This window comes from Bacteroidia bacterium (assembly GCA_033391075.1).
Lineage (GTDB): Bacteria > Bacteroidota > Bacteroidia > J057 > J057 > JAWPMV01.
The window spans coordinates 1,726,556-1,746,061 of the sequence record JAWPMV010000001.1 but is presented as its reverse complement, the minus strand read 5'-3'; the positions used below and the strand labels follow the sequence as shown (position 1 = coordinate 1,746,061).

General features: G+C 42.2%; 14 protein-coding genes. 11 read left to right on the top strand and 3 right to left on the bottom strand.

The features are described from left to right. Window positions 1–47: 47 nt before the first annotated feature. A complete protein-coding gene (gene nhaA, locus R8P61_06945) occupies window positions 48–1,352 on the bottom strand; it encodes a Na+/H+ antiporter NhaA (GenBank protein MDW3646779.1) in 1,305 nt (434 codons plus the stop codon). Between the two features lie 412 nt (window positions 1,353–1,764). Between nhaA and R8P61_06940 the strand changes: the two genes are divergently transcribed. The 11 genes from R8P61_06940 to R8P61_06890 all read left to right on the top strand — a co-directional run bounded on the left by R8P61_06940 (window position 1,765) and on the right by R8P61_06890 (window position 16,316). Next, window positions 1,765–2,001 carry a hypothetical protein gene (locus R8P61_06940; GenBank protein ID MDW3646778.1) on the top strand — a complete coding sequence of 79 codons (237 nt, stop codon included), beginning with the start codon at window positions 1,765–1,767 and terminating at the stop codon, window positions 1,999–2,001. 440 nt (window positions 2,002–2,441) lie between these two features. Continuing rightward, entirely contained in the window at window positions 2,442–5,009 is a 2,568-nt protein-coding gene (locus tag R8P61_06935) for a glycosyltransferase (protein MDW3646777.1), read from the top strand. Window positions 5,010–5,023: 14 nt separating this feature from the next. Further along, window positions 5,024–6,787 carry an ABC transporter ATP-binding protein gene (locus R8P61_06930; GenBank protein MDW3646776.1) on the top strand — a complete coding sequence of 588 codons (1,764 nt, stop codon included), beginning with the start codon at window positions 5,024–5,026 and terminating at the stop codon, window positions 6,785–6,787. Then, window positions 6,784–8,016: a hypothetical protein gene (locus R8P61_06925; protein ID MDW3646775.1), complete on the top strand. Its 1,233-nt coding sequence runs from the start codon at window positions 6,784–6,786 to the stop codon at window positions 8,014–8,016. The genes R8P61_06930 and R8P61_06925 overlap by 4 nt, the downstream gene beginning before the upstream one ends. After that, entirely contained in the window at window positions 8,013–8,915 is a 903-nt protein-coding gene (locus R8P61_06920) for a polysaccharide pyruvyl transferase family protein (GenBank protein ID MDW3646774.1), read from the top strand. The genes R8P61_06925 and R8P61_06920 overlap by 4 nt, the downstream gene beginning before the upstream one ends. After that, the gene (locus tag R8P61_06915) at window positions 8,903–10,051 is read left to right on the top strand and encodes a hypothetical protein (protein MDW3646773.1); all 1,149 of its coding nucleotides are present in this window, start codon (window positions 8,903–8,905) and stop codon (window positions 10,049–10,051) included. Before R8P61_06920 ends, R8P61_06915 begins: the two co-directional genes overlap by 13 nt. Then, window positions 10,032–11,219: a hypothetical protein gene (locus tag R8P61_06910; protein ID MDW3646772.1), complete on the top strand. Its 1,188-nt coding sequence runs from the start codon at window positions 10,032–10,034 to the stop codon at window positions 11,217–11,219. Before R8P61_06915 ends, R8P61_06910 begins: the two co-directional genes overlap by 20 nt. Further along, complete coding sequence (locus tag R8P61_06905) at window positions 11,212–12,516, top strand: glycosyltransferase family 4 protein (GenBank protein MDW3646771.1); 1,305 nt, start codon at window positions 11,212–11,214, stop codon at window positions 12,514–12,516. The genes R8P61_06910 and R8P61_06905 overlap by 8 nt, the downstream gene beginning before the upstream one ends. Window positions 12,517–12,551: 35 nt before the next feature. Next, window positions 12,552–13,994 (top strand): hypothetical protein, encoded by a 1,443-nt coding sequence (locus R8P61_06900; protein MDW3646770.1) that lies wholly within the window; start codon window positions 12,552–12,554, stop codon window positions 13,992–13,994. 3 nt (window positions 13,995–13,997) lie between these two features. Further along, window positions 13,998–15,146, top strand: a complete 1,149-nt coding sequence (locus R8P61_06895; protein ID MDW3646769.1) for a hypothetical protein — start codon at window positions 13,998–14,000, stop codon at window positions 15,144–15,146. Between the two features lie 9 nt (window positions 15,147–15,155). Then, window positions 15,156–16,316: a hypothetical protein gene (locus R8P61_06890; GenBank protein MDW3646768.1), complete on the top strand. Its 1,161-nt coding sequence runs from the start codon at window positions 15,156–15,158 to the stop codon at window positions 16,314–16,316. A gap of 64 nt (window positions 16,317–16,380) precedes the next feature. Here R8P61_06890 and R8P61_06885 read toward each other — a convergent pair whose 3' ends face one another. Further along, window positions 16,381–18,822, bottom strand: coding sequence for a TonB-dependent receptor (locus tag R8P61_06885; GenBank protein MDW3646767.1), 2,442 nt, complete (start codon window positions 18,820–18,822; stop codon window positions 16,381–16,383). A gap of 101 nt (window positions 18,823–18,923) precedes the next feature. Further along, window positions 18,924–19,259: a hypothetical protein gene (locus R8P61_06880; GenBank protein MDW3646766.1), complete on the bottom strand. Its 336-nt coding sequence runs from the start codon at window positions 19,257–19,259 to the stop codon at window positions 18,924–18,926. Window positions 19,260–19,506 lie beyond the last annotated feature (247 nt).

The window sequence follows — 19,506 nt, the reverse complement described above, 5'->3', positions numbered from 1 at the left end:
TTTTTATAGGGACGTCAGATCTACGAAAATGATGGAATTGTTATTTCTTATGCTACAGATTTTTGTGAATTAAAGCGCAAAACCAAATAGCCTGCAATACCTGAGAGTAAGGAACCCAACAATATCCCGATTTTCGCGGAATCAACCATTTCCGGCATTCCATCGAAGGCAAGAGTAGCAATAAAAATAGCCATAGTAAATCCTACCCCCGACAATAAGCCAACTCCCAGGATTTGCCATTTACCCACCGACTCGGGTAATTCTGCCAGCTTTAATCCGGTTCCCAAAAAGGTAAACAGGACTACGCCAATGGATTTACCGAAAAGCAGACTCAAACTAAGGGTGATTACCAATCCTTGTTCAATCACACTCCCTCCTCCAAAGGCTATCCCGGTATTGGCCAAAGCAAAAACCGGCATGATAAAATAAGCCACTACACTATGAAGCTTATGTTCCAGGTTTTGAAGAGGAGATTGTACTTGTTCCGTCCAATCTTCCAGGTAATCGAGCTGTTGAAGCTGCTCTTTGGATAATATGACTTTGGAGGCATTGGGAGAACTTCGAAAGGCATCGACAATTTGATCCAACATACCTAAATAGGTTGCGCTGTCAATTTTTTGCCGAATGGGAACCGCAAAGGCTGCCAAGACACCTGCAAGGGTAGGATGAAGTCCTGCCTTGAGGAAAAGAACCCAAACAACAGCAGCCCCAATAAACAAGAGGTATTTGAGGTAAATCTGTCGAAAAGCCAGCCAGTAAAATATGGCCAGTATTACCAGTCCGCATGCAAGTAGCCCCCAGTTCAAACCGGAACTATAAAAAATCCCGATAATCATCACGGCACCCAAATCATCTACTATGGCAAAGGCGGTCAGGAACACTTTCAAACTTAAAGGCACCCTTTTTCCAAGCAGCTTCAAAATTGCCAGGGAAAAGGCAATATCGGTCGCCATGGGAATCCCCCAGCCTATAGTCGCCTTAGGATCTGAATTTAGCATCAGAAAAAATAATACCGGAACTATCATGCCTCCGACCGCAGCAAAAAAAGGCAAAGCCGCCTTTCGGACAGTATTCAACTCCCCAATCAAGAGTTCTCGTTTGATTTCGAGTCCGATCAGGAAGAAAAATATGGCCATCAATCCATCATTTACCCACAATAGGAGGGGTTTATCCAGAGCAAAATCAGCGATATGAAATCCTATTTTGTATTGCCAGAGAGATTCATATAAATAGGCGAAAGGGGAATTTGCCCAAATCAAGGCGATGATGGTAGCGGAAAACAGGAGAATTCCACTGAAACTCTCGATTTTGACAAAATTTTGAAAAGGACTGAGAAAGTTGATTTTCTTCATCTGAGTGGATCGGGAATGTTTTTGTTTTGCGATGTAGACATCCTTCGTAAATCATATTTAGGAAAAAATGTTTAATAGGCCATAAGCCAAGCACAAAAACATGATAAAACCCCTACTTCTACTTATCAGCATAAGTCTGTATGCCTCTAGCTATCTTGCACAGACCAAACTCAAATATTAAACGAGGAAGCCTTTAAAGCAGCGGCCTCGCTCCTCCAGGACTATCTGATTCGTCTTACGGATAATGCTGCAGGTGCTGGAGAACTGGCCTGTTTGAACAGTAACATGATGGCAGCTATGTTAAGCATCTCATTCTTTCCGGATAAGACGCGATTATGGCAGCTCTGGCTTACTTTGATGACAATGGATGGAAAGACATAACTGTTGTAGGGAGAAGAAATAGGGAAAAACCTTGCGTATCTATTTTAATTCAGGAAACAGAAACCTCAGTTTTAATGAAGTCATCCTTGCCGATGATTGTAGCAATGCCATCGATGCTGAAGACGTAGATGAAGACGGAGATATTGATATAGCAGTCGCGGGCGTAAGTCTGGTTGGCAACCCCAATACTCCCGATAGTAGTTCACGTCTATTGCTCAATGCCAGCGCCGGAAGTTTTAGTGAGAAAATAGAAATTAACAGGAACTAAATATTATTTATTGAAAAACATAGTCTTTATATGTGCAATAAAGCAGAGAAAGCATGCTATCAAACTAAAAATTGCCACTAAGCACTAAGAAGTTTCTACAAAAAAAGAAATTTAAACAACTAAACTTTCTCGGGATACCGATAACTGGGATGACTTGGCGATTTAGTACATTAACAAAATTTGTGCTCAGCAAGCTGTTAAAGTCAATATTAAACTTTAACTAAGTATTCTATTAATTAAATTTTTTTAGTAAATAGCATTAACAGTCCCCAATACCCCTCCCCCACACATTTTTTCATCAACCAATGGAATTTTCATTTTCGAACTTTTCAAAAATCGAATTATTTTAATATTTCAAAAAAAAAATTAACTTAAGAATAATAGTCTACTATCCTAAGAATAAAGCTTTTCCCACAACATGACCACACTAATTTTCACTAATGGATATGGCATCCCTCTCTCTAGAGGAAAAAAAATCAAAAATCGAAGGGGTTAATTCTGTATTACGCCCTTCCAATGCACGCTCAAGGCCATTTATTTATTCCAAATTCATTTATGTAGGAGATGAAAAACTCTACATAAAGGGAGTTTCTTATGGGGCTTTCGAACCTGATAAGGAAGGGAATGAATATCAGGACAAAAATAAACTAAGACAGGATTTTCGACAGATGGCAGCGTCTGGCATCAATACTGTCCGTATTCCCCATACCAATCCACCTCCTCATTTGCTGGATATAGCCTATGAGGAAGGACTGTGGGTAATGGCAGGTTTATCAGCGGAGCAATATGTCGGATACCTGATTGACAACCACAAAGCCCCTGATCTGGAGGGGATGTTTAAGTCTAAAGTTAGAAGCCTTAAAGATCATCCCGCTTTGCTTTGCTTTGGTTTGGGAAATGAAATTCCTGCTTCTATGGCCCGATGGATCGGGAAAAAGAAAATAGAATCCTACCTCAAACAGGCCTACACCTGGGTGAAAGAAGAAGCACCTGATGCTATCGTTACCTATGTAAATTACCCAACAACCGAATACATCGATCTTCCTTTTCTGGATATGTTATGTTTCAACGTTTATCTGGAAAAGAAAGAAGATTTTGAAATTTATCTCAGCAGGCTTCAAAATCTTGCCGGAGACCGGCCCTTACTTATGGGAGAGGTGGGATTGGACGCGATGCGAAATGGGGAAGAGAAACAGGCAGATTTCCTCCAGTGGCAAATAGAAAGCACCTTCAATTCAGGGTGTGTAGGATTATTTATTTTTTCCTGGACAGATGAATGGTTTAGAGGAGGTGAGGAAGTGCATGATTGGGAATTTGGTTTGACAAGGAAAGATCGTAGCCCCAAACCTTCGCTTGCGAAAGTTCAGGCGAGTTTTCAAAAATATCCTTTTCCAAAGGAACATCATTGGCCTATGATGTCAGTAGTTCTTTGTAGTTACAATGGTGAAAAAACCATTTCACAAGCCCTGGATGGCCTCACAAATCTGAACTATCCCAACTACGAGATTTTAGTTATAAATGATGGTTCAACAGATAGAACTGCAGAAATTGCTGCAAGCTATCCCGTTAAACTTATAAACATAAAAAGTAGTGGCCTTTCAAAAGCCAGAAATACCGGCCTATTCCTTGCTAAAGGAGAAATCGTAGTTTATCTGGATGATGACGCATTTCCGGAAAAAGACTGGCTGCACTATTTAGCGCTGTCATTTAAGGATAAAAACTTTAGCGCCTTTGGGGGACCTAATCTTGTCCCGCAAAATGCTCCTTTTATGGAGACTTGCATTGACTATGTTCCAGGTAATCCCACCCATATCCTGCTGTCCGATCGACTGGCTGAACACATCCCCGGGTGTAATATGGCTTTCCGAAAAGAGCTTTTGCAGGAAATTGGTGGTTTCGATGAGCAATTTGTAACTGCAGGTGATGATGTAGATGTATGTTGGAGGTTGCAGGAACGCGGATTCAAAATAGGTTATAGCCCCTCGGCAATCGTTTGGCATCATCGAAGGCCAAGTGCATCCAAATTCTGGAGGCAACAGTCCGGATATGGCAGGTCTGAAGCGATGCTTGAAAAGAAATGGCCACAAAAATATAATTCCCTGGGACACCATAGTTGGTCAGGTAGGATTTATGGTAATGGAAATTTGCTCAAAAACTGGATGCGATCCTGGAGAGTTTATCACGGAACCTGGGGGCTAGCGCCTTTTCAATCAATTTATGAAACAGCCGGCAACCCATATTTCTCCATCCTCAGTATGCCAGAATTTTACCTGGTACTTGCAGGATTGGCTATTTTAGCAATAATATCTATTGGCTGGTCAAGCTTACTGTTTAGCATACCTCTTCTGGCTTTTTTCCTTTCTTTATTATTTATCCATATTGGAAGTTCTGTCAGCAAAATCCAGGTGCCCAGACGATTTGCCAAAGGCAGAATCTCCCGCTGGAAATTTCGCTTTCGAGTTTTCGTTCTAAGACTCATGCAACCATTGGCGCGCCTCCATGGACGAATACGTTTTGACCTCACTCCCTGGCGCCGTTTTGGAAAAAGAAACTATAGACTAAACATCCAAAAAACACAATCTGTATGGTGCGAATCCTGGATAAGTCTTGACCTCCGTTTGCGAGCCATTGTTGAGGGTATGAAAGCAGATAATTTTATCGTTCACAATGGAGGTGACTGGGACGAATGGGATGTAGAAATACAGGGCGGAAACTTTGGCAAAACATTCATGATCATGGCAGGAGAAGATCATACCGGAGGAAAACAATACCTTCGTTTTCGATCAAAGGCCGTTTTCACTAAGTTTTCAAAAATCCTCATATTCATTTTTGGGAGTTTAGCTTCTTTGGCTGTGTGGGAAAAGGAGTGGATATTTTTTGCAATCTTCGGAGGCCTTTTCCTAACCGTTCTGATAAGAAGCTTAAATGAATGTGCGTCTGCAGCTTATAGTTGCTCTACGCATGCACAAGCCCAGAGCGAACTCGAATCCATTGAGTTTTCTCATTAACCTTTGCCTCCTAGATGAAACTCACCAGACGTGTAATCCAGATAGCCAAACCTTATTGGCTGCACCTCTTGGGAATATTTATTCTCAACCTCATATCTATGCCCCTGGCCTTACTAAATCCCATACCCATAAAATTGGTATTGGATTATGCCTTTGGGAGCGAGCCTATTCCTGCCTGGCTGGATTTAATGTTGCCCGAAAGCTGGGAAAGCTGGGAAGGAGTGTCCATGTTTGCAGCCCTCTTGATTATTGGGACAGCTGTGCTTAGGTATTCTCAGGGAATGGGGAGCTGGCTATTGCAGTCCTGGACGGGGGAAAAACTGGTACTTGACCTTCGAACCCTTATGTTCAACCAGGTCCAGAGACTCTCGCTCCAGTACCATGACCAAAAAGGGAGCTCAGAATCTTTGTACAGGATTCAATACGATGCTTATTCTTTGCGAGGCTTGTTAATCAACAATCTCTTCCCCTTTATTACTGCCAGTCTTACCCTTCTGGGTATGCTGTATGTAATGACCAGTATGCAATGGCAATTTACTCTGGTCGCTCTTACCCTCGTTCCTCTGCTATTCTTTCTGACACGCTATTCATCAACCCGACTCAGGACTTATTGGGATAAGGTGAAAAAATCAGAAAGCTCAGCCATGGCTGTTGTACATGAGACGCTGGGAGCCCTACGGGTTGTCAAGGCATTTGGAAGAGAAGACCAGGAAGCACAAAGGTTCAAAGACCGATCCTGGGCTGCCATTCGAAGCCAAATGAAGGTAGCCTGGATGGGAGGCATCTATGACCTATTACTGGGCATGCTCATGGCTCTTGCAACGGCCTCTGTTCTCTACATGGGAGCTTTATTTGTAAACCAGGGCTCGATCAGTTTGGGGGACCTTACCGTAATCATGGCCTACCTCGCCCAGATGTTTGGTCCTATGGAAACCATCAGCAAAAACATAAACAGCCTACAATCTTCTTTGGCAAGTTCGCAAAGAGTATTTGACTTACTTGATATGGAACGGGAAGTTAAAGAATCGGAAAATCCCGTCTCATTGAAACGTGCAAAAGGAAACATCTTATTTGAAAAAATGGCTTTCGGATATAAAGAAGATACTCCTGTTTTGCAAGACATCAATATCCAAATCCAGGCAGGACAAAAGGTCGGCATATTAGGAACTACAGGAGCTGGCAAATCAACCCTACTCAGTTTGTTGACACGTTTGTATGAACCTCAATCTGGTAAAATTGCCCTTGATGGAATGGACATTCGGGAATATGCTTTAGAAGATTATCGTCGCCAATTTGCCATCGTATTGCAGGAGCCTGTTTTATTCTCTACAAGCATCGCTGAAAATATAGCGTATGGAAATCCAGATGCCAGCCGGGAAGAAATTATAGCGGCAGCCAAAGCGGCCAGGGCCCATGACTTTATTATGCAGGACAAGGAAGCTTATGATGCACAGGTTGGAGAAAGGGGGATGCAGTTATCAGGAGGTGAAAGACAACGTATTTCTCTTGCGAGAGCCTTTATCAGGAATGCCCCGATTCTCATCCTTGATGAACCAACTAGCTCGGTTGATATCGGAACAGAAGCAGCAATTATGGAGGTGGTAGAAAACCTAATGAAAGGTCGGACGACCTTCCTAATCACACATCGACTGGATACCTTGAAAGATTGCGATGTATTGCTCCATTTAAAAGATGGACAACTTCATAGGCTCAATACGGAACTGGAAGGCAATGTACTCGAGGCAAAAAAGGCCTTGACCAATAAGGAAAATTCATGAATTCATCTTTGCGAATCATAACTACGGGCCTTATTGCTCAACACCATCATTTAGGTGGCGTTAGCTGGGATTACCTGCAATATGTGCTAGGACTTCATCGCATGGGACATGAAGTGTATTACATTGAAGATTCAGGAGAATGGCCCTATACGCTTGACGGAGGAGTTTCGGGAAATGACTGGGTAGCTAAAGATTGCAAGGCAAATATTGATCACCTCAATCAGCTTTTTTCCGCTTATGACCTGGCAGATCGCTGGGCCTATCATTTTCCAACCCAAAATCGTTGGTATGGATTAAGTGAAGGAAAACGAACCGAAGTCATACGATCCGCGGACTTACTTATAAACGTTTCCGGAACCCTCATGCATCCGGAACATTATCGATCGGTAAAGCAAATGATCTACATTGATAGTGATCCGGCATTTACCCAGGTAAAAATCCTGAAAGGCGAACAAGAATTCACTGATCGATTAAAGGTCCATGATCATCACTTCAGTTTTGGTGAAAGGATGTCGGAAGAGTTTCAAAACCAACCTTTCTATTGGCAGCCTACCCGGACACCTATCTGCATGGAAGAATGGGAAGTAGGTAAGCCTTCGCATTCTTCCTATACCACCATCATGAACTGGACTAGCTATCCTCCTATTCATTTTGGGAAATACAAGCTGGGACAGAAAGATGTAGAATTACTTCACTATTTGGCCTTGCCCCAAAAGTTGCCTGAAGTCTCACTTGAAATCGCAATGCCTGAAATGATTCATAGCAATTGGCAAAGTCACCAATTGGAAGGTTTGCAGACTGATAATTTACCTGAAATAAGCCCCAGAGAATTGTTAAAAAATCACGGATGGAAACTAAAGAACCCCATGCTGCACTGCAGGGACTTTGGGCAGTACAGAAAGTACATTGAAAGCTCGAGAGCAGAATGGAGTGTTGCCAAAGGAGGCTATGTCCATACTCCTACTGCCTGGTTCAGTTGCAGATCCGCTTGCTACCTTGCAGCAGGTAAACCCGTAGTTGTTCAGGATACCGGATTTCCTGCCGTTATTCCTACCGGAGAGGGCGTACTTAGTTTTAGCAATATGGAATCCGCCGAAGCTTCTATACGAGAAGTTGAAGGCAAGTATGAGTTACATTCACGTACAGCTCGGGATATTGCTCAGAGCTATTTCGATGCAAACAAAGTCTTACAACATCTCATCGAATCAACCTTAATCTCAAACCCATGAGCAATTTGAATGTACTGATTAGTGGTTGGTTCAGTTTCGAGGGAATGGGAGCAACTGCAGGTGATCTCATAGCGAGAGATTTGGTGGGTAGCTGGTTGGATGAAAAACACATCCCATTCGAATTTGCCTGCCTACCCAGTTTTGGTGAAGGTATTTTATGGGAGGAAGCAAGCCCAGAGAAATACTCTCATGTGATATTTGTTTGTGGTCCGTATGGGAATGGATGGCCGATCACCGAATTTCTCGAGAAATTCAAGGCATGCAAACACATTGGTCTTAACCTTACGATGCTCCAATCTCTTGACGAGTGGAATCCATTTGATTTTTTGTTGGAACGAGACAGTTCTCGTATGGCCAATCCCGATTTTACTCTGGCGGCATCTATCCAACAAGTTCCCGTGGTAGGATTGATCTTAGCCCATAAGCAAAAAGAATACGGAGAGAATGCCCTGCATGAATTCGCCAATTCAGCTTTCGAGAAACTCATTCAGTCACGTGAAATGGCGGTTGTCCCTATAGACACGGCTTTGGAAAATAATGCGGGTGGCCTTCGTACTCCGGCAGAAGTAGAGAATTTGATCGCGCGTATGGACCTGGTCCTAACGACTCGACTTCATGGCACAGTTTTAAGCTTGAAAAATGGGGTGCCTCCCATACCCATTGATCCAATTCGGGGAGGAGCCAAAATTAGTCGACAAGTAATGGAACTGGGATGGCCCATTCTATTTCATGCCGACCAGATAGACCCGCTGAGGCTTTCTCAGGCATTTGACCAATGTCTGGAAAGCAATACCAGAAAACTTAGCCAAACGATTAGCAAAAATGCAAAAGAAAAAATAAAGTCTCTGAAAGGGGAATTGCAAGGCTACCTATTATCTGAAAAATTATGGCACGGATAGTTCTGGGTTCATATATGGTCCGATATCCATTAGGGGGTATGTTGTCCTGGGTTTTGCAATACATCATAGGCTTTCAAAAACTGGGGCATGAAATCTACTTTGTAGAAAAGTTTGGATACGAAAATGCCTGTTATCATCCCATAAAAGAAGAAATGAGCAATGATTGCGCGTATGGACTACAGGTTCTGAAAGAATTATTGAAGCCCTTTGGATTAGAGAATAATTGGTGTTTTGTACAGTACGGAGATTTGTACCACGGCCTAAGCAAAACGAAAGTTGAGGAAATTTTTCGTACTGCAGACCTTTTCATTGACATGGGATCTCATGGTAGCTGGGCAGAAGAATCCGAAGGCTGTCAAATGAGGGTATTGATAGATGGAGAACCTGCTTTTACCCAGATCAAAATGAGCCACAGACTGGAAGCAGGTGAACAATTATCTGGCTATGATCACTATTTTACCAACGGAATGCTTGTGGGTACAGATGCAAGTTCATCTCCTACTGCATCTAAAAACTGGAAGCATGTCTTACATCCCGTCAATGCCGGCTTATTTGAAGTACAACCTCCACCGAAAAATGCGGCTTTCTCAACGGTCATGAATTGGCGTTCCCATGCTCCTATCCAATACAAAGGCAAAACTTTTGGCCAAAAAGACCTGGAGTTCGAAAAAATAATTGAGCTCCCAAATCAAACTTCCGCACCTCTGGAAATAGCAGTATCAGGTAAAAAGCTTCCCCTGGAACTCCTAAAAAGTTTTGGCTGGCAAATCGAAGACGGAAGAGCCATGACCCTTTCCTATGAGCGCTTCAAAAGGTACATCCTGGATTCTTATGCAGAACTGACAGTTTGTAAACAGGTTTTTGTAGCCAATCGTACGGGCTGGTTCAGCGACAGAAGTAGCGCTTATCTAGCAAGTGGAAGACCTGTAATCTTACAGGATACGGGTTATTCAGATTTTTTACCCGTAGGAGAAGGTTTGTTCGCATTTACTACTTCAGATGAAGCTTTGACTGCGATTGATGAAATCCGGGGAAATCACGCTAAGCATTCTAAAAAAGCTCGAGAGATAGCCTGCGATCTTCTGGATGCAAAATGGGTACTCAAAGAATTTTGCCATGAACTCGGGATCTCCTAAATACAAAAAGGGTTTAAAAATCCTGGTGATGGGCTATCTTCTGAGGGGGCCCATGGGAGGAATGTTCTGGCATCACCTGCAATACGTATTGGGCCTAAAAAAGCTGGGGCATGAAGTATACTATTTTGAAGACAGTGGAGATAGCGAATATGCCTGTTATAATCCCATTAGTGGTGAAAATAATCAGGACCCTTCTTACGGAATCAAGTATTTGACGAAAGTCTTTAAACGCTTTCAACTGGAAGAAATCTGGGCCTATTATGATGGGCTGACGGATACTTTTTACGGTCCGCAGGGAGAAAAATTGAAAAATCAAACCAGAGAATTTGATCTCCTTCTCAATTTATCAGGTGCCAATGTCTTGAGGGATTTTTGGCTGCAAATACCTCATCGAGCTTTCATAGACACTGACCCTCTTTTCACCCAAATAAGAAACCTTACAGAGCCCAAAAGAAAAGAACTCTGTGCCCAACACAATCGTTTCTTTAGCTTTGGTGGCAATATAAACCTTAGCGGTTGCAGCATTCCTGATGATGGATTTAGCTGGCAAATAAGCAAGCAGCCCATAGTCATTTCAAACTGGAAACCTTCGCAACCAGATAAAAACAGCAGCTTCACAACCATCATGCAATGGAGAAGCTACAAGGACTTGCAATACAAAGGAGTCCATTATGGCATGAAAAGAGAAAGCTTTCAAGCCTATTTCCAAATCCCAGAAAAATGCAAACAGGAATTTAAGATAGCAATGGGCAGTCCCAAGGCCCCACGAAAGGAATTACGACAGGCGGGTTGGACAATCACCAATCCCCTGGAAGTAGCGCTATATCCATGGGATTATCAATCCTTTCTGCAAGACTCTCTGGGAGAATTTAGTGTAGCCAAAGATGGGTATGTCAAAAGCTGGTCCGGCTGGTTTAGTGAAAGGAGCGCCTGTTACCTGGCCAGTGGTAGGCCGGTGATACTCCAGGATACAGGATTTTCAAATTACATGAAAACAGGAGAAGGTCTGCTATGTTTCTCCAATCCTGAAGAAGCAATTGAAGCCCTGGAAGAAACTGCTTCTAATATTGATAGACATGCTGATGCTGCAAGATCAATAGCTGAAACCTACTTTGATTCAGATAAAGTTCTGGACTCTTTACTCGAAAGATGCATGAAACATGGCTAAAAATAAGCTCCGTAGACCCACGATTGCCTTCTTCGACTACCCCGACGTATTTGAAGACTTTTATCCCCATTATGGAGTTAACCAAAAGGATTTTGCGACCAGCTGGCACAATACAGGTAGCCATGCCTGGTTACGAATCATTCAAGAAAAGGTAGGGATGATAAAATGGATGGCATTCACCCTAAAACCAGAATTAAATGAGGATAGGCATCAATACATAGGAGGAGAAGTCATCATGCTTAAATCATCCTTCCTTCATCGCCTACTTTGGAAAGCCTTTTACCTTCCTTCCTTTGCCTGGAGATGGCAAGCCCACTACCGGGCTTATGCAGGTATTTCATCTTATCTGCTCCCCTGGAGTTTTCAATTTTTCAGAAAACTCATCAGCCTAAAACCGGATGCTATTTTGGTTCAGGACTATTGCAGTGGGAAATACGACATATGCTGGCTCTTAAGCAGAGTTTTGAGAATCCCTCTCCTGGCTTATCACACAGGGAGTACACCAGAAGGATATTTAGGAAAGTCGATCCGGAAATTTACCCTGCCCAGAGCTGATTGGGTTTTCCCCTCCGCAGATTCTGAAATGGCTATGCTAAACCAGCGGTACAGGATCTCAAGGAGTAAAATGAGTATTATTCGCCCTCCCATCGATACAGACATCTACCGCTCTATGGATCGAGAAGAAGCTTGCAGACGAACAGGACTCGATCCAAATCGAAGGTATTTCATATACATCGGGAGACTCAACGAGCGCTTCAAAAGATTGGGATCCATAATCAAAGCTTTTGGCAAAATAACCAAAGAATACGATGAAATTGATCTGCTTGTTTTGGGTAAAGGGCAAGATGAATCTGATCTGAAGTATTTGGCAAAAGAAGAAGCCGGAGACAGAATCCACTTTCTGGGATGGGTCGCTGGGGATCAGGATAAATGCCACTACCTGAACGCTTCGGAAGTTCTTATTATGGCTTCGGCAAGGGAAGGAGTTCCGGGGGTAATTGGAGAAGCCTTTTCCTGTGGCATCCCGGTCATTTCCTCAAGTGTAGGTGGAATTGGAGAACTGGTCCTTCCGGGAAAAAGCGGGTGGATTTTTGAAGCAGGAGATGACCAGTCGCTTTATCTAGCAATGAAGGAACAAGCACAGAATCCTCATACTGCAAGAAAAATGTCAGCATTCGTCCGGGAGATCGCCGAAGACAAGTTTTCCATTCAGGCTGTAGGAAAGGCTCTGACAAAGGGTTTTGAAGAAGTATTATCCCACAAAAATCTATTTCCCAACTATCTGAGAAGAAAATGAAAAACCCTAATTCTCCATATCGAAACGCTAAGGGGATGAAAGTATGCATCCTGAGCGAGGAGCAGCTGGTAAATCCCAGCCACTCCCTGTGGGGACATGGGGGATGGATAGATGCTAAAGAAAGAGAAAGCCTGGATTACTTTATGTTTTTTCATTTTATGGGTTGGGAAGTAGAAATACAAAGTCCTACTCGGTTCCTAAATAAATCAAAACAAGCCCAATCTCCCAGGCTGTTAGTCCTATGCGGGAAATGGGGGCAATATCCCAAGGAGCAACAAAAGCTATTCTTGTCCTGGCTACAACATGTAGAAAGATGTTTGCTTGTCTGGAATGAAGAGGCAGAACAAGTTGCAGCCAGCATTTATAAATCCGGAACATTGCTTGAATTTCCCTTTTCTCCGATGCATAAACAAGCGGAAAACCCAGCCTACGCAGATCAAGTCCGGAAGTTAATTTGTCAGCACCTAAAGGGGCCTCAAATACATTTGGATTGGCAGGGAAGTACGGTATTGCGTATGGACGATCCAGGCAGTTCTGAACCCTTTCATCACAATCAATACCTGGCAAAAAAACTGCAGGAAAAAGAATGGATGCAACTGGGAGAAATTCTGGACCAAAAAACTGCACGTATGAGCATTGCTTATGTTTCAGCCTGGGTTGATGATTCAGCGGGAATTAACCATTCACCGCTTCAATCTCCCTCTGAATTTAGAGGATTGAAACATTTGAAAGACCAAGAGCTTTTGTCCATAGCTGCTCATGGGTATACTCATCTCTATCCAGACCTCAAGGCCTGGCATGCCGCTACTGATAAGCATGAAAATGTAAACTGGTACAGAGAATACAGCAAGGATGCCTGTAGGATTTTGGAAAAGTCCCCAGCACATGAACGTCCCGAATACAAAGCATCGGCCCTGATCAATGAGTATTTTGATTCCCCTCCCTTGACTTTTGTATTCCCGGGAGAAGTCTTTACAGAACTTGCCCAAATGTGGGTGCTTGCTGCAGGTTATCAATTGATTGCCAGTTATTACCTGGGTATAAGAATCGATAACCGTATTTGTTGGTGTCAGCAGATACAATCCCCCTATTTGGACGAAGCTCATGCTGATTTTTTCAAGGGTTCCTGGCCAGTGGTGGCATACTTCCATGATTTCGATCTAATCAATGAGGGAATACCTTGGTTGGAAAGCTCTCTCCAAAGCTGGGAACTAGCGGGCAGTAGAGAATTCATAGATTTTCAGGAGTTACTTGCCCGCCTTCAGTTAAAAATAGAAGCCGAAACGAAAAAAGAAATATTAGAAATAAAGCTTCAATCAGGAAAGGACCTACTTCCGCAACTTCCCTTCAGGCTTTCCATAATAGACAGGAAGCTGGATAAACTTAAGGGACTTCAAGTTTCAATTAATGGAAAAGATACCGACTGGGAATGGGAACTAAAAGATGAACAGGCATGGAAAATCAAGCTAAATCCTTAAGTCATGGCTAGAATAATTGTAAATGGTACGATCGTTAAATATCCGCTTGGAGGGATGACCTTATGGCATTTAAGCTGGCTAAAAGGCTTAATGAGCCTGGGACATGAAGTCTATTTTGTAGAAAAATGCGATTACGAATACGGATGCTATGATGTCGCCAAGCGTTCTATGAGCGATGATCCTACGTATGGCTTAGGGATAATACAGCAAGTCCTTACTGAATATGGAATGGCCGATAAATGGTGCTTTGTTGATGTTGCGGGACAATATTGGGGCCTTGATAAAACTGTTATTGAAGAGATTTTTAAAACAGCAGACCTTTTTATTGAAATGGAATGGGGCGAATGGGAAGAAGAATCCCAAATGGTCCCTAAAAGAATATTTATTGATGGTGAACCGGGATGGTTCCAAATCAAACTGGAAAAAATGCGGGATGCCCAAATGACCATTCCTCATTTTGATCATTACGTAACCGTGGGGCAAAATATCGGATTTCGAACTACCAAAAGTCCGGATATCGGTATCAAGTGGGACATCATCATGCCTCCTGTCTTATTAGATGTCTTCGATGACATAGAGGTGAATACAACGAAAAATGCTCCTTTTACCACCATTATGAACTGGAGATCAAACAAAATTCTCAACCATAAAGGCATCACCTATGGACAAAAAGGAGAAGCATTTGAAACCTTTATTCGATTACCTGAATTGACAGAGGCGAATATGGAAGTAGCCGTTTCAGGGAAAAATGTACCGAGAGAGAGATTATTATCTCATAAATGGCAGGTCAGAAATGCAGACGATATCGCTACCAGCATTGATTCCTACCTCCGGTATATAGCAGCTTCCTTCGGTGAGTTTACCGTGGCCAAGCAATTCCACTCCCAATTGTGGACAGGGTGGACAGGAGATAGAATGGCCTATTACCTTCAGCTAGGAAAACCCGTCGTACAGCAGGATACGGGGTTTTCTGCCCATCTTCCTACTGGATTGGGGCTGATGGCAGTAAAGACAGCTGAAGAAGCGGCAGATGCCATTAGCAGGCTCAGAAAGGATTATCGTCATCATTCCAAAGCAGCCAAAGAAATAGCTCACGAATATTTTGATGCAAAAAAGCTTATGAAAAAACTGCTCTCCAATTACGGATTCTAAGTACATCCTATGAAAAATAAATTACGCATAATTCTGAATGGAAGAATGGTCCGCTATCCTATGGGGGGGATGAGCCTATATTTCTTAAGTTTTCTGGCGGGACTGGTACGCCTGGGTCATGAGGTGTTTTATGTTGAAAAACTGAATTGGGAATACGGTTGCCATGACCTCGAAAAAGACAGCTGGACCAATGATCCAGGCTATGGGATTAAAGTTTTAAAAGAGCTTTTTCAAAAGTACGGCATCAATTCAGACAACTGGTGTTTTGTAGATGTACATGGAAATTATCATGGGCATAGCAAAGCTGAAATTGAATCCGTGTTTAAAAGTGCTGATATTTTTTTTGAATTGGAATGGAGAGAATGGGAGGAAGAATCTCAGCTTCCCAGCAAGCGCATTTACGTAGATGGGGAACCGGGATGGTCTCAGATCAATTTCAAAAGAATGCGGGAAATGGCCTTGGAAATCCCATCATTTGACCACTACATTACCACAGGTCTGAATATTCGTACAGCTGCCAGCCTGGCCCCCGATGATGGCATCGACTGGAAGCCCTTTTTTCCACCAGTTTTGCAGGGTGTTTTCGAAGGAATTCCGATTAACTCAAATCCTGATGCAGCTTTTACAACCGTGATGAATTGGCGGGCGAATAAAGTCCTTGAGTACGAAGGCCAGGTTTATGGACAAAAAGCAGAGGCATTTTATAAATTTATCGACCTTCCTTCCCGGACAGACGCAAAACTGGAAATGGCGGTTTCAGGAAAAGATATTCCTTCCAAAAAACTCAAAAACCAGGGATGGGAAATCCGTGATGCAAATCACGTATCTCGAAGTGTGAATTCCTACCTCAACTACCTGGCCAACTCAGCGGGGGAATTCTCTGTGGCCAAGCAGATCCATTCCCAACTTTGGGATGCATGGACAGGAGATCGAATGGCCTATTACCTCCAGGCAGGTAAGCCCGTGATTCACCAGGATACAGGATTTTCATCCCATTTACCTATCGGTAAAGGTTTATTGGCTGTAAATGACGTTCGAGAAGCTGCGGATGCATTCAATATGCTAAAAAAAGATCCCCATATTCATGCAATGGCAGCCAAAGAAATAGCCTTTGAATATTTTCATGCAGAAAAAGTACTTCAAAAAATACTGGGGATTTGTGGATACTGATCTATCTGAGAAAAAATAAGTTCTTTTCTATGAGTTCATACCGGAGCCATTGCTCTCTAAAACATCACCATTTTTTCCCTTCCTGCTCCAAATCGATTCGATTGCCTTCGGCTTTTAGCCCATCCTTTAATTTTAATTCTCCCACACTGGTCTTCCCAAGTGCAAGTGAAAAATACAGGTTGATCCTTCGGCTATCCCAAGAACCCTGTGAATAGATTTCTATGTTGTCGAAAACCCCTTGACTTTGCCAGCGATTGGTGAAAAAGATATCACTTATGGTGAGGTTTAATTTCGCTCTTTCATTCAAAAGCTTCTTGCTAATGCCTGCATCCAGGCTCCATACCGAAGAAGCCCGCATATTTGCTCCAGACAGAGCGGGAGAATTGTACCAACCATATAGCTCAAAGTTGAAGTTAGCAGGAAGACTAATGCTTTGTTGACTGTACACATAAAAGGACGATACCTGATCATTTACTATTTTCCCCGTTCCAAAATCCGCACGATTCCGCAAATGGTAGAACATAAAATTGTTATACATATTCCACCAGGAAGCAAGTTGAAAATTCATGCTGGTAGAAATACTCAGGTTAAATTGTTCGGCCAGATTTTTATAGCGAAATATCGTGGATGAAATACCCTTGCTTTCCCGGACCCTAACAATTTTATTTCGTGTGTGACTATAACTTATGCTGGTAAAAATCTGGTAGTTCAAACCATGAGTTAGCTGAAAGCGATTGCTATATTCAGGAAGTAATGATGGATTCCCCTCCTCAAAGCTTAACTCATCCAGTTGGTTGAGAAAAGGATTTAAATGCGTATAGGAAGGTCGATTTATTCTTCGACTGTAATTTAGCTGAAAGCTATTTTTGTCATTCAGGTTTACAGAAATACCTGCACTCGGAAAAAGGTCAAGATAGGATCTTTTAAAGGTATCCGGGCCTGAATTTTGAATGGCCTGCAGAACACCTTCTAGTTGAGTATATTCGGCTCTGACTCCAGCCTGAACATTAACCTTCTCAGATGAATGTTGAAAATCTGCGTATAGAGCAGAGATTAACTCCCTGTACTCGAAATCCTGGCTTCTTTGAAAATCAAGTACCCTAAAAGGGTTAACATTAAAAAAATCAAAGGAATTGGTAGTTTTAGAATAAGTTTCTTTTACACCTGTCTGAATTTTACTCTTGCCAAAATTCAGTTCCATATCTGACCTGAGTACCCAGAGATCAATGGCTGTTTCCTTTTCACTCTCAAAGTTAAATTCACTCAGGCTTCTCGACCTGTTAGCATTTAGGTAAGTATTGGGCTGCTGGCTAAAGTTTGGATTTAGCAGGCTTCCAAAATCGGCATCAATTGAAAAGCTATGGTCCCGGGAAAAACGAGATCGAAAATTAAGGTTGGCCGTTAAATTACTACGCCTACCCTGGTTCCTGAAAGTAGATATCAATATGCTATCTATTCTTTCCAGACTACTTCCGAAAATGGGAGCATCTGAATTCTCCTCCCTTTCATAACGGGTATTGAATTTCCGGAATTGAAAACCCAAACTTGATTTTTCGTTAAGGAATATATCCAGCCCAGTCCGAAAACTATGGGTATCCCAATTACTCTGAATCTCATTCTCCTGACTGATAGAAAATGCATCCTGAATACGAAGACTGCTTCCTTCGCTCAGGTTGGTCCCAGAATTAATGTTATAGCTCCCAAAAAGACTAAGTTTTTTGTTTCGAATATAGGAATTCACTCCACCGTTATACCAGGGAGCCCTAGCTTTGGAATAACCAAGGTTGAGGATGGTTTTAGAACCGTGTAATTTATTTTTCTTAAGTATTATGTTGATAATTCCCCCACTTCCCGAAGCATCATAACTTGCAGAAGGATTATTGATAAGTTCAATTTTTTCGACCTCTGAAGAAGGAATAGTTTTTAAAAATGCTGCTAAATCAGAACCAGATAAAGGGACTTGTTTACCATTTACCTGAACCTGGACATTGGGGAGGCCGGCAAGGCTGATTTCTTCTCGGCTATTAACTACGACTCCAGGTGCTTTCTTTAATAATTCCAGGCTGTTGAGCCCATTATCATGTATGGTTCCGGATATATTGAATATAGTTCTGTCAGCCTTTAGAATTATTGTCTTCCTGCGCGCAGTTATATCGATTTTATCGAGGAATTCTGCCTCCTTTACTAACTCTATATTGAGTGAGTCCAGATGTTCATCAGCTCCCAAAGAAACAACTCCCGATACAAAAGGCAGGAATCCTGGGAAGCTGATTTTCAATTGATAGTTATCCGCAGCTAAGGCTTTAAACCAAAATTCCCCTTGTTCATCTGTTAAGGTCCTGGCAACGATACTACTATCTTCTATCAGGTAGAGATGAACCTTAGCGTAACTTATCTCTGGAATCCCATCGGCCGAAACATATCCCTTTAGGCTGGAATGGTTCTGCCCCATGAATTCTCCGGCTAAAGTAAATAGGAGAAGTAATATGAGAATACTTCTTTTCACAGTTCTTAGGTATAAGACTTTATGCGCAATTAGTACGCCAAAAAGATATTAATTGCGGCAGGGAGGTAATTTGGATAAACTTACAAGGGCAAGAAAAGAATCTATTTTTGCTGACTAGAATTCAAAAACTCTAATGGAATATTTTTCCTTTTTGTCCTCATAGGTAGAGTTTTGAGTTGATGTTCTCCAGGCTTACATAAATCCTTTATCAATGCTCTGAAGGTATCACATAGCTGGTTTTGTGTAGGCTGTTCTTGGAATTTATTAGGGGACTTTTTCCCCTGATCAAAAGCAGAAAGATCTTCTTGAACTCCCTTCAGACGATCTTCGAATAAATTAGCATGTTCAGATTCTTCTAATTTCTTCAAGACTTGCCAAAACTTTCCAGCGGAAAGAAGCTGGTTTATCTCTATCTTATTTAAGCTAGTTGTTTGCATAGGTTAGGCTTACCGGAAGTACTGTAGATAGAAATTTAAAAGGGGATTGCAAGCTGCTACAATAGATGTCGTTTTCTTGTCAGAATTATGGACATTCACATGGATCAATATAAAAAATAAAAGCCTCCGGAAGTAATTATTAGACTTTTATTCATTTGAAGTCGAGGCAAATAGCCTTATGAACAAGCTTATGCCCAAAAATTGAAGCAAAAAGAAATTAACCTCTAATCCTGAAATTATTGATGCA

Excerpts from the sequence above, each read along its gene's own strand:
- R8P61_06915 (MDW3646773.1), top strand. The coding sequence starts at position 8,903 with ATGGCACGGATAGTTCTGGGTTCATATATGGTCCGATATCCATTAGGG.
- R8P61_06890 (MDW3646768.1), top strand. The coding sequence starts at position 15,156 with ATGAAAAATAAATTACGCATAATTCTGAATGGAAGAATGGTCCGCTAT.
- R8P61_06880 (MDW3646766.1), bottom strand. The coding sequence starts at position 19,259 with ATGCAAACAACTAGCTTAAATAAGATAGAGATAAACCAGCTTCTTTCC.
- R8P61_06900 (MDW3646770.1), top strand. The coding sequence starts at position 12,552 with ATGAAAGTATGCATCCTGAGCGAGGAGCAGCTGGTAAATCCCAGCCAC.
- R8P61_06905 (MDW3646771.1), top strand. The coding sequence starts at position 11,212 with ATGGCTAAAAATAAGCTCCGTAGACCCACGATTGCCTTCTTCGACTAC.
- R8P61_06935 (MDW3646777.1), top strand. The coding sequence starts at position 2,442 with ATGGATATGGCATCCCTCTCTCTAGAGGAAAAAAAATCAAAAATCGAA.
- R8P61_06920 (MDW3646774.1), top strand. The coding sequence starts at position 8,013 with ATGAGCAATTTGAATGTACTGATTAGTGGTTGGTTCAGTTTCGAGGGA.
- R8P61_06895 (MDW3646769.1), top strand. The coding sequence starts at position 13,998 with ATGGCTAGAATAATTGTAAATGGTACGATCGTTAAATATCCGCTTGGA.
- nhaA (MDW3646779.1), bottom strand. The coding sequence starts at position 1,352 with ATGAAGAAAATCAACTTTCTCAGTCCTTTTCAAAATTTTGTCAAAATC.
- R8P61_06910 (MDW3646772.1), top strand. The coding sequence starts at position 10,032 with ATGAACTCGGGATCTCCTAAATACAAAAAGGGTTTAAAAATCCTGGTG.
- R8P61_06925 (MDW3646775.1), top strand. The coding sequence starts at position 6,784 with ATGAATTCATCTTTGCGAATCATAACTACGGGCCTTATTGCTCAACAC.
- R8P61_06930 (MDW3646776.1), top strand. The coding sequence starts at position 5,024 with ATGAAACTCACCAGACGTGTAATCCAGATAGCCAAACCTTATTGGCTG.